Below are 10018 nucleotides of genomic sequence, written 5' to 3' on the forward strand. Positions count from 1 at the left end.
CTGCAATGCAGGGTGGCGGAGAGGTAACGATGCGCGTTCGCTGGGAGACGAGTACCAGGTACTACGAGGTCCGCTTGGTGCGTGACCTGCTTCAGGATTGGGTGCTGATCGTCGCCAGGGGCGGCAAGACCAATCGTCTTGGTGCGCTCCGGACTCTCTTCGTATCGAGCGAAGCGGAAGGCATGAAGATAATCGAGACCATGGAGAAGGTCAGAATTCGCCGCGGGTACGTTCGGGTGCCTGTTTAGCCGTCCGGACCCTTCGCGTGAGCGCAAGCCTTGCCACTGTGTGTTTCACACCGGCGGTCGTGCGATGCCGGTTGCCCACACAAATCGAGGAGATCATCCCGACCTTCCGGCGGATTTATCACATCCGCGACGGGCGCACTTACCAGGGGTAGAACAAGCAGTTGTGTCACCAGCCTCCACCTTGGAGCAAGCGGGAGCTTCATTTGCTCATCCACTTGCGCAGCAGGCGCTTTTTTAGGGAGGCGCGTTCCTGCGGATTGCGTCCCTTGTGGTTGGCGATGCGATCCGCCGTTGTGACCGGACGCTTGATGGGCCAGAGTAGGGGCGGCCAGCCATCATTCGTCGCCGTCCAGGCCTCCATGGCACAAGCTGTCTGGGTACAGCGCCGTCAATTGCGATAGCGTTGCCTGTACCTCTTCCAGATTGGCCATCATGTGGGAAACCTGCTCATCCAGATCGCTGGCCAGCTCGAATAGATAGGCAACCTGGCTGCGCGATACCGCGTTGATGACGGCCGAAAAGTCGAAGCAGCCGTTCGGCGCAATGTATTCCTGTACGTCCGGTCAAGGCGCTATTCCGGCCGTCCGCGCCATTTGCCGTCAACGGCCGCTCTGGCCGACAACCAGACGCAGGGCGCCCCTTTCCGAATGCCCGCTTCGCTGATTGTCGTCGCTCTGCCGGCGCTCATCGCCGCCAAGTATTGCCGCCAAATTTGCGCGGTTCGACGCCACAGGATGGGTCAGCACAGAATCGAGGACGAGAAAGCATTGCGCAAGCAGGACCGGCGCCAGACCTCGGCGACCGACGGGACCGATCGCCCAGACTGGAGCACCCCGGTATTCCGCTACACCTCCAAGGTGAGCCGCCAAGTCCTGCGGTTCTTCAAGCACTGTTTTCACAAACCCGCCTTCCAGGCGCTCTATGAGGCCCAGCTGAGGCCATTGTTGTGGCATACCTATGAGGCGGCCGGACACCGTTGCGTTGGTGGCTTGGGCGATGAGGAAGTACAGACGGCTGAAGGGCCACAAGATACGGGCGAGCAGGTTTCTCGAACAGCTTTCCGAGAAGAAGCCGTATCTCTTCGTGCATTGGCAGAAAAGGCATGGCCGGTGCGTTTGCTTGATGGGAGCGGTGTGAATCGAGAGGTTCACGCACCGTTCTGCGAGAGGCCGGGGGTGCAATTCCTCCGGCCGACTTGCCAGGCGAAAGCCTGTCTTCTAGTCGACGCGAATTCCCCGCATCCCGGAGTCAGGCACCGAGAAGGTCAGTGCTGGGCACTCGATCGTCCCGGATGAATGGCATCAGAACATGTGCTGACCGCCGTTGATCGAGATATTGGCGCCGGTGACGAAGGCCGCCTCTTCGGATGCCAGATAGGCCACCAGGCCGGCGACCTCTTCCGGCTTGCCCAGTCGCGATTGCGGGATCTGTGGCAGGATCTTCGAATCGAGCACTTCCTGCGGGATCGCCATGACCATCCTGGTGCCGATGTAGCCGGGGGAGATGGTATTCACGGTGACGCCTTTCTTGGCCACCTCCAGTGCGAGCGCCTTGGTAAACCCGTGCATGCCCGACTTCGCTGCGGCGTAGTTGGTCTGCCCGAAAGCTCCCTTGGTGCCGTTGACCGAAGAGATGTTGATGATGCGTCCCCAGCCGCGATCGGTCATGCCGTCCATCACCTGCTTGGTGACGTTGAACGTCGAATCGAGGTTTGTATGGATAACGGCATCCCAATCCGCCTTGGTCATCTTCTTGAAGGTCATGTCGCGCGTGATGCCGGCGTTGTTGACCAGGACGTCGACCGGACCGAGGTCCTTCGTGATCTCGTCCACGCACGCCTTGCACGAGTCAAAATCGCAGACGTCGCATGGGTAGGCCTTGAAGCCGTAGCCCATGTCGTTCATTTTCCGCAGCCACTCTGTGGCCGTCTTGTTGCTCGGGCTGAAAGTCGTCACCACCTTGTCGCCCAAGGCAGCCAACTTGATGCAGATCGCTTCGCCGAGACCACCCATTCCGCCTGTAACAAGCGCTATTCGCTGCATATGCGTCTCCTCTCCGAGATTGAGCCGAGGGCTGTTGTCCACGACTTGGCACACCCTTTGACTTTGCCCGATCACCTCTTGGGGTTCTTGCAGGAGGCTCCTGACAACGCCTTGATGCGCAATCATTCCGGCATCCCGACGATGTCTCCGATTTCAGTGCAGGCGCGGCACCCTGGCGCTTCACCCCGGGAAGCATTTCCTGCGGCATTACACTCTACCGCGGGAGCAGCGTGAGGCTTCTGCTGATTTCCATGTGGCCAAAGTCAGGATGTGAATGCTGCTAACCGAACCATGCCAGAAGTTGCCGTCCGCGTCCGCCTTTTTTTTGCCCTGACCTCGCCAGAAGCGGTTTTGCCGCGCAAGTCTCACCCGGGGACTACCGGGCGCGGCGCGTGCCGGGCGAATTCGTGGCTGTGGCGGTAACGGCGCGCATGCTGCGTAGGCACCAAAGCAGGTGAGGTGCAATCGTCTTGCGGCTGTCGCAGAAGGGATCGAGACGGCGAAGCCGGCCGCGCGGGGGCTTCGGGAGATCGCTTCCCATCCGCAGCAGAGGCGAGCAGCCTCACATGATACGAAACTGCATCGTCACGCGTTCATCCTTCCAGATGTCGTCCGGGCTGATCGAGTTGCGGTTGAACTTGAACGAGACATCGGCCTTGCGGAACGCCTCGTAGACCAGTTCAGAGCAGATGTACTTGCGGTCCCGGTTCTTGCGGCCGCCGCGCCGGAAGAGAATGCGCATCGCGATGCGCAGGATCTCCCAGCTGTCGTAAGGCCTGGTGAGTTCATCCATGGGGTTAATGGTCGCAGCTGGCGCCTCTATCTAGCAGCCTGTCGGACTTCCGTCGTGTTATGATGTATGGGTTTTCAATATCTTGCGGAACACGTCAATGGCGTTTCACCCGATAGACCGAGGCACCGACTTTCTGCTGCCGCCGTCGGTACAGGACTGGCTGCCGGAAGCGCACTTGGCGCGCTACGTCGTGGAGGTCGTTGAGCAACTCGATCTGTCAGCGCTGGAACGCGCGTATGCAGGGGCCGGCAGTGTCGCGTATCACCCGGCGACGCTGCTGTCGTTGCTGATCTACGGCTATGCCACGGCGACCTTCTCCAGCCGCAAGATTGAACGCGCCACGTATGACTCGCTGGCGTTCCGCTTCATTGCCTGCAACCGGCATCCGGATCACGATACGCTGGCCAACTTCAGAAAGCGCTTCGGCGAGGAGTTTCAATCGGCCTTTGTGCAGGTGCTGCAGATCGCACGTGAGAACCAGTTGGCCAAATTTGGCACGGTCAGCCTGGACGGGACCAAGATCCACGCCAACGCCAGTCGGCACAGCGCCTTGTCGTACGCTCATGCCGAGAAGATCGAGGCCCAGCTCAAAGCCGAAGTGCAAGAACTCATGACGCTTGCCGAGGCGGCGGATCAGTCCTCGCTGCCGGACGGCGTGAAGCTGCCTGACGAGATCTGCCGCCGGGAAAACCGGCTGGCCGCGATCGCCGCCGCCAAGGCCACGATTGAAGCCCGTGCGGCAGAACGCTTCCAGCACGAGCAGGCGGCATACGAAGCCAAGCTCGCTGCCCGTGCCGAGAAGGAAGCAGCCCGCGGAAAGAAATCCGGAGGCAAGCCGCCGCAGCCGCCGCAAGCCGGTCCGGCGTGCCGACGATCAGGTTAACCTGACCGATGAAGAGTCGCGCATCATGCCCCGCCCCGGTGGCGGATTCGAACAGAGCTTCAACGCCCAGGCCGCAGTCGATACCGAGTCGATGCTCATTCTTGCCACACACGTCACGCAGGCGAGCAACGACAAGCAACAGATTGAGCCCATGTTGGAGAAGATCGCGGCCAATCCCGCGGGCTTGAATCAGCCCGAGACCTTGCTCGCCGATACGGGTTACTACAGCGAGCAGAACGTCAAGGCGTGCGTCGTAGCGAACATCACGCCGCTGATCGCTCGCCAGCGCGACGAACATCATCCGAATTGGCGAGATCGTTTCAGCGAACCTGCGGCGCTGGCCGACGACGCTTCCGCCGTCCAGGCGATGGCGCACCGGCTCAAGACCCGCGCCGGGCGTGCTGCCTACGCGCTGCGCAAGCAGACCGTCGAACCGGTGTTCGGCATCATCAAGTCGGTGATGGGTTTCGGCAGTTTCTGCTGCGCGGACTCGACAACGTGTGCAACGAATGGACGCTCGTTTGCCTGGCGTGGAACTTGAAGCGCATGGCCGTATTGCGTCCTCAGTGAGGAGAACCCTTGGGAATCGGCTGCGTTGCGTGCGAAAAAGCCTCAAAAACCGCTTTTAACCTCGTCTGTCGTCTCGCATCGCGAAAATTATGCCGCCCCGCAGGTCGGAGTCCGACAGGCTGCTAGACTACGGTGACACCACCTTCGACCCTTTGGGAAGGCATTGGGTAGATGATGAGCAGCCGCTCATCAGCGCACCAAACGCCCTGGCTTGGTTGCGCTTACTGCAAGCCTGCGAGATGGATGTACTGCCGCCCCCGGAAGTCGTCGCGTCGATCTCGGAGTGGCGCATACCAAGCCAGAAACTTGAAGAAATCCCACCGCATTTCCTGCGTGCCGTCTGGAAGTCTGCTGTTGCCGCGCAATACGAATGGCTACCGCTTGCGGAATTTGTCCGGCGGGAGGTCCTTCCTGTAAGCGAATGGTTATTTGGCAGTGGAGCGCACATTGATGCCGATCCGGCCCTGTTCAAGTCTGCCTGGTCTGCGTTGCTTCGTCGTGCAACCGCGTTAGCTGAGCAGAAAAGCCGGCCGGCGGGATGTGCTGCCCCATGAGTCAGGACGAATGGAACCCCTACATCCGCCGCGTAGAATGGCGCCAATACGAATTCTTGGCTCTAACGACGGCAGCGCAGCTTAAGGAGGAAGGCACCGCGATGAATCACTGCGTTGGTGATTACGACGAGAAGTGCCGCTCCGGCATCGCACGAATCTACTCGGTTTGCGAAAGAATGAGCGGCAAGCATGTCGCCACGTATTCACTACAACTCGTCACGTATGGTTCAGGCGGTTACGTCTGGGAGCATGGGCAGGTTAAAGGCTCCCGCAATTCCGACATTTCACCGGACCCCTTGACAGCGGTCGACGCGGTGCTGCGGTCGTATCTCGAATTGCCCTTCTCGCGTTTCCAGATTCCGGAGCCGCTCGCTTGGGACGAAAGTGCTTATCTAATCCCCATCTGAACAGTTTTTGCCGCGACGCAGGTTCTGTGCCGAAGTCTCTTGGACGGCACTCAGGCCGACGAGCGGGCCAACTGCCAACAGCGCTGGGCGACCGATTCCGGATTGGTTACCTGCCGTTCGCGCTCTTCGATTCCTACGTCCGGTCAAGGCTCCCATGCCGGCCGTCCGCGCCATGAGCCGCCAACGGCCGCTCAGGCCGAGTTGCTGTCCGCGAGTAGCCGTGTCGGATGACTGCTCGAAGCTGAAAGCGGTCGCCACCAATTGCCTGAAGCTGGTGTTTTCAGCCTTGCCTGCCAGGTCGATCTGGGCCTCTTTCCTTGCAATAACCATCGCAACGTCTAGGATAAAGTGGTGCCGGGCCCCCCGGGTTTTCAAGGAGAAAAAATGGGCAACATCACTCGCTTTGACCCTGACGATACCTTCGACGATCTCTTCCGCGGCTTCTGGATGCGTCCGGTTCGCGCTAGCGGACAACAGGACATCCAGATCAAGCTCGATGTCAAGGAAGACGACAAGGCCTACACGGTGCATGCCGAAATACCGGGTGTGAAAAAGGAGGATATTCACGTCACCATTGACGGTGGCCAGGTGTCGATCAGCGCTGAAACCAAGAAAGAAAAAGAGGTCAAAGAGGGCACCAAAGTGCTGCGCAGCGAACGCTACTACGGCAAGGTTTCGCGTTCATTTGCATTGGGCCAGGATGTCGACGAGAGCAAGTCGGAAGCGCACTACAAGGACGGTGTTCTCGAGTTGTCGTTGCCCAAGAAGACCGTTTCCTACCACTCGGAAACTGACCTATCACGTAGGCGTTGAACGCGACAGTTATCGCCAGCGACGGATCAAGCGGCGCGGGACTCATCAGAGACATCGGTCCGGTGAGCCCTCCCGGTAAATGCCCTACCGTTGCGGCCTCGCTCAGGCGACTTTGATGGTGTGAACTTTCGCCGTGCCAGGGCTCCGCTTTGATCAACTCGATCCTCAGGACGCCCCCTTCGTAGGTCGCTTTCGAGGCGTCAGCCAGTACTCGAACCGGCAGGGGCACGACGCGGCGGAAACTGCCATAGGCACACTGCAGCATTCGATAGCGGCCTTCGGTCGTTTCCCGCTCGAAGTGCTTCTCACCGGAAACGACCAGAACGTCGTCGCGAATTTCGACCTTCATCGCCTGCTTGTCCATGCCTGGCACTTCCAGACGTACCACCAAGCGTTTGTCGTCCTCGAACATATTGCTCCCCAGCATCGCCCAGCCACGAGTTGGCAAGTAGTAGGCGTCATCGACCTCGGTCTGTGCCGGCAAGCTTGACTTCTCCCCTGATGTGAAGTGGGTAAGGGCTCCGGAGGCAGAGCGGGTGAGATGTCGCCAGCCTTCGGCCAAGTTCTGCCACAGAGAGCCGACGCCCTCTTTTATGGATTCGATACTCATGTTTGACCTCCGCGTCTGGTGCGCTTGAAGTGCTTGAAAAGAGGAGTGCCGCGGCTGCAGATGCGTATCCTCCGGTATATCCAGCGCGACGGCGGAGGTGTCTTCGATGACCTCCGTGGGCGGATCAGGGCCGCGTCGCTTCAATGGTCAGTTTATGGCAGCGCTCGCGGTTTTCAAGTCCCTACTGACAAAATAGCGTCTGTCTTCATGTTGCAGGAACAACCGATGGCGATCAGGCCGAACGAGGCGCTGGCGGCGCCTACGATGATGACTTGAACGGCGAGCAACAAGCGACCGCGTGGGCGCCTTCAACCTCGCCAGGAGCGCGCGCGATGAGAGTTTTCCAAATTCAGGACGACTGGGGTATGGACCATCTGCAGTTGGCCAGTCGGCGCGATCCGCAGCCCGGGCCGGGGCAGGTGTTGCTGCGGATGAAGGCGGCTTCGCTGAACTACCGCGACCTGGTCGTACCGAATCGCGGCTACGGGTCGTTACCGGGAACACTGCCGCTGATTCCGATTTCCGACGGTGTCGGCGAAGTCGTCGAGGTCGGTGTAGGGGTAAGCCGGGTGCGCGTCGGCGATCGCGCATGCCCCTGCTTTCTACCAGGGCTGGCTGGCCGGCGCCCCCGATCTCGATCGGCTGACACAGACGCTTGGCGGGCCGGTCCGACGGGATGATGGCCGATCTCGTGTGCCTGCCCGAAAGCGGCGTCGTCAAGGTGCCCGCTCATCTCGCCGACGAGCAGGCGGCGACGTTGCCCTGCGCGGCGCTTACTGCGTGGAGCGCGGTCGTCACCTACGACACGCTCGGCCCCGGATCGCGCGTACTGGTGCAGGGAAGCGGCGGTGTGGCGCTATTCGCGCTGCAGTTCGCGAAGCTACTCGGCGCGCACGTGACGGCTATTTCATCGAGCGATGCGAAGCTGAAACGCGCGCAAGCACTTGGCGCGGATGCCGGATCAATTACGTGACGACGCCGGAATGGGCTAGGCCGGCGCGAGCGATCACCGGCGGGCGCGGCTTCGATCACATCGTCGAACTGGGTGGCGAGAAGACCTTGCCGCAATCCTTGCGCTGCATCAAGCCGGGTGGCACGCTGTCGATGATCGGCGTATTGTCCGGGTCGAGCCTGGCTGCGCCACTCGGGCTGGTGGTGACGCGCCAGATCCGCCTGCAGGGGATCACGGTCGGCCATCGCGACGGTTTCGAGGCAATGCTGCGGGCGATCGAGCAGCATCGGCTGCAGCGGTGGTCGACCGCGCCTTTGCCTTCGAAGAACTCAAGGAAGCGATGGGCTGGCTGAAGAGCGGCGCCCATTTCGGAAAGATCTGCATCCGGCATTGACGGTGCGAGTGGTCGCCGGTCAGCCGCGGCTGACCCCGGCCTGCGCGATCGGCGATTGTCGAAGGAGAATTTGATGTCCCGCGCTGCTCAGCCACACTCCCTACATATCTCCTATCCCGAGGAGCTGCACGCCAGGACCGTGCAGCTTCTGGATACGCTCGAGCATGCCGAAGACCCGACGGTGCACAGCGGGGAGCTAGGTGACTGGTGGTAGAACTGACCAACAGTGGCATGGACTACTGCTTTCTCAAGCCACTCCTGCTGGCCAAGGTCGGCTTCGTCATACAGCAGTCGGCCAATCTCGGGTAGCTGGCGCCACCCGGATCATGGCGCCAATGATCCGCAACATCATTGCGCGGTTGGACAGGCGCCAGTTATTGGTCGTTGGCGACCTATATCCGGCGCCTGATGGGTACGCGGCGTGCTCGCTAGCAACCTTACATGGAGTCAGCTAACGAAACGGGAAAAATCGCACGCTAAGGGGGAGCGGCCCGTAGGCGTCGGATGGCCGCGCTCGGCAGCCGGCCAGGAAGAAGCATCGCGTCGCCAGAAAACCAGCGCGCTCGAACGGCGGATTACTGATGGGTAACGAGCCGCTTCTCTTTACCAACCGCTGGCCCTGGCCTGGTCAGAGCCTCGGACGATCAAGCCTCTTGGTCGATCATTGAGACGGGGTCTTCCAGTGGTTCCAGGTGGGTCGTTACGTGAGCGCGTGGCAAGAAGTGATGGATCTCGACCTCGATGCGCTCCGCCCAAGTGTGGCCTTCCTGTACCGTCCACTTCCCCGTACCAAAACGTGCAAGACGAACGAAGTGTACGACTGCCTGACTGGCGAGTGCGCAAGGCATGGAAATCCAGCCCCTGGTCGCGATACCCCGCCAGTAGCGTTTGGATCTGCTCAAGTTTTTCCAATCGGTAGCGATACATCCATCAGACCGGCGGCGAACGCCGCATTAGCTGCAAACCGGTCCAGACGATGTTCACCGCAACGAGCAAGGCGATGACCAGGATCCACCCAAAGCCAAGCCGGGTCAACCAGACCAGGCCGACGCCGGCAATGACGCCCGCCGAGGTCCACACATCGGTCATCAGTGATGCGCATCGGCTTCCAGAGTAATGGAATTGTGCTCTCGGCCCACGGTCATCAAAATCCTCGCGGTTGCCAGATTGATCACCGAGGCGACCACAGAAACGCAGTAACCCGATCCCCACATCTTCGAAGCGACTGGGGATTCCATAGGCGAAGACTTGGCCGTATCAGGCCATGCTGACGGCGCCAACTAGGAGCAGCACCCTCAAAAGCGCTGAGAAATATTCAGCCTTTCTGGAGCCGTAGGTGTGATTGTCTTCCGCGTGGACGCGCGCGCCGCCGCCAAGTCAGGCATCCAGAGCGCCAGCACGCCCCTGCGAGGTTCCGAATGCTCCATGGCATCCGACAATAGCCCGACCGAACCCGGTCAGCCACCACGCCAAGCCTGTCAGCAGAATGTGGGCAACAGCCGCCGCGAATGGACAGCCATGCGTGCGTCCAGCGACGGGGAAGTGCTTCAGCGCTTTTCCAATTACTCGGTTCTTTCACGATGATGTTGTGCCACAGCCGTAAGCGCTCGTGCCTGCGGGCACAGGACACCAGATCAGTCATCGTCATCGTGACCTTGCGACCACGCGTTTTCCCGTCCTTCTTGCCGTCTCGTTCGCCGCCGCGGCCTCTGATGTCATGCTCCGTCGGCGCTTCGGTGACACTCGACGCAA

General features: G+C 60.6%; 10 protein-coding genes and 3 pseudogenes. 7 read left to right on the plus strand and 6 right to left on the minus strand.

The window, feature by feature from the left end; genetic code table 11:
- Nucleotides 1–29 precede the first annotated feature (29 nt).
- Nucleotides 30–248, plus strand: coding sequence for a hypothetical protein (locus QZ648_RS07200; RefSeq protein WP_042333599.1), 219 nt, complete (start codon nucleotides 30–32; stop codon nucleotides 246–248).
- A gap of 599 nt (nucleotides 249–847) precedes the next feature.
- On the opposite strand, the gene QZ648_RS07205 is transcribed toward QZ648_RS07200, so the two are convergent.
- From QZ648_RS07205 to QZ648_RS07215, 3 genes are all read right to left on the minus strand, one after another.
- On the minus strand, nucleotides 848–1399 hold the full coding sequence (locus QZ648_RS07205) for a hypothetical protein (protein ID WP_291996527.1): 552 nt from the start codon (nucleotides 1397–1399) through the stop codon (nucleotides 848–850).
- A gap of 150 nt (nucleotides 1400–1549) precedes the next feature.
- Nucleotides 1550–2290 carry an acetoacetyl-CoA reductase gene (gene phbB, locus QZ648_RS07210; RefSeq protein WP_291996528.1) on the minus strand — a complete coding sequence of 247 codons (741 nt, stop codon included), beginning with the start codon at nucleotides 2288–2290 and terminating at the stop codon, nucleotides 1550–1552.
- A gap of 562 nt (nucleotides 2291–2852) precedes the next feature.
- The gene (locus tag QZ648_RS07215; protein ID WP_291996529.1) at nucleotides 2853–3083 is read right to left on the minus strand and encodes a hypothetical protein; all 231 of its coding nucleotides are present in this window, start codon (nucleotides 3081–3083) and stop codon (nucleotides 2853–2855) included.
- A 97-nt stretch (nucleotides 3084–3180) separates the two neighbouring features.
- Here QZ648_RS07215 and QZ648_RS07220 point away from each other — a divergent pair.
- The 4 genes and pseudogenes from QZ648_RS07220 (at nucleotide 3181) to QZ648_RS07235 (ending at nucleotide 6310) form a co-directional block, all read left to right on the plus strand.
- Nucleotides 3181–4536 (plus strand): annotated as a pseudogene (locus QZ648_RS07220) (IS1182 family transposase).
- 239 nt (nucleotides 4537–4775) lie between these two features.
- Nucleotides 4776–5090 carry a hypothetical protein gene (locus QZ648_RS07225; RefSeq protein WP_291996530.1) on the plus strand — a complete coding sequence of 105 codons (315 nt, stop codon included), beginning with the start codon at nucleotides 4776–4778 and terminating at the stop codon, nucleotides 5088–5090.
- A complete protein-coding gene (locus tag QZ648_RS07230; RefSeq protein WP_291996531.1) occupies nucleotides 5087–5497 on the plus strand; it encodes a PcfJ domain-containing protein in 411 nt (136 codons plus the stop codon). Before QZ648_RS07225 ends, QZ648_RS07230 begins: the two co-directional genes overlap by 4 nt.
- Nucleotides 5498–5881: 384 nt before the next feature.
- Entirely contained in the window at nucleotides 5882–6310 is a 429-nt protein-coding gene (locus tag QZ648_RS07235) for an Hsp20 family protein (protein ID WP_291996532.1), read from the plus strand.
- A 148-nt stretch (nucleotides 6311–6458) separates the two neighbouring features.
- Here QZ648_RS07235 and QZ648_RS24845 read toward each other — a convergent pair.
- A pseudogene (locus QZ648_RS24845) lies at nucleotides 6459–6920 on the minus strand (Hsp20/alpha crystallin family protein); the annotation flags it as partial.
- A 332-nt stretch (nucleotides 6921–7252) separates the two neighbouring features.
- Here QZ648_RS24845 and QZ648_RS07245 point away from each other — a divergent pair.
- Nucleotides 7253–8266: pseudogene (locus tag QZ648_RS07245) on the plus strand (NAD(P)-dependent alcohol dehydrogenase).
- Between the two features lie 73 nt (nucleotides 8267–8339).
- Complete coding sequence (locus QZ648_RS07250) at nucleotides 8340–8480, plus strand: hypothetical protein (RefSeq protein ID WP_291996533.1); 141 nt, start codon at nucleotides 8340–8342, stop codon at nucleotides 8478–8480.
- Nucleotides 8481–8910: 430 nt separating this feature from the next.
- On the opposite strand, the gene QZ648_RS07255 is transcribed toward QZ648_RS07250, so the two are convergent.
- Both QZ648_RS07255 and QZ648_RS07260 read right to left on the minus strand, forming a co-directional pair.
- A complete protein-coding gene (locus QZ648_RS07255; RefSeq protein WP_291996559.1) occupies nucleotides 8911–9114 on the minus strand; it encodes a cation transporter dimerization domain-containing protein in 204 nt (67 codons plus the stop codon).
- Between the two features lie 82 nt (nucleotides 9115–9196).
- Complete coding sequence (locus QZ648_RS07260) at nucleotides 9197–9355, minus strand: hypothetical protein (protein WP_291996534.1); 159 nt, start codon at nucleotides 9353–9355, stop codon at nucleotides 9197–9199.
- Nucleotides 9356–10018 lie beyond the last annotated feature (663 nt).

It is taken from the genome of Candidatus Accumulibacter sp. ACC012 (assembly GCF_907163155.1).
GTDB classification, from domain to species: domain Bacteria; phylum Pseudomonadota; class Gammaproteobacteria; order Burkholderiales; family Rhodocyclaceae; genus Accumulibacter; species Accumulibacter delftensis.

Bases quoted from the DNA above. Each gene is read 5' to 3' on its own strand.
- QZ648_RS07200 (WP_042333599.1), top strand. From the start codon at position 30: ATGCGCGTTCGCTGGGAGACGAGTACCAGGTACTACGAGGTCCGCTTG.
- phbB (WP_291996528.1), bottom strand. From the start codon at position 2,290: ATGCAGCGAATAGCGCTTGTTACAGGCGGAATGGGTGGTCTCGGCGAA.
- QZ648_RS07215 (WP_291996529.1), bottom strand. From the start codon at position 3,083: ATGGATGAACTCACCAGGCCTTACGACAGCTGGGAGATCCTGCGCATC.
- QZ648_RS07225 (WP_291996530.1), top strand. From the start codon at position 4,776: ATGGATGTACTGCCGCCCCCGGAAGTCGTCGCGTCGATCTCGGAGTGG.
- QZ648_RS07230 (WP_291996531.1), top strand. From the start codon at position 5,087: ATGAGTCAGGACGAATGGAACCCCTACATCCGCCGCGTAGAATGGCGC.
- QZ648_RS07235 (WP_291996532.1), top strand. From the start codon at position 5,882: ATGGGCAACATCACTCGCTTTGACCCTGACGATACCTTCGACGATCTC.
- QZ648_RS07250 (WP_291996533.1), top strand. From the start codon at position 8,340: ATGTCCCGCGCTGCTCAGCCACACTCCCTACATATCTCCTATCCCGAG.
- QZ648_RS07255 (WP_291996559.1), bottom strand. From the start codon at position 9,114: ATGCCTTGCGCACTCGCCAGTCAGGCAGTCGTACACTTCGTTCGTCTT.
- QZ648_RS07260 (WP_291996534.1), bottom strand. From the start codon at position 9,355: ATGACCGATGTGTGGACCTCGGCGGGCGTCATTGCCGGCGTCGGCCTG.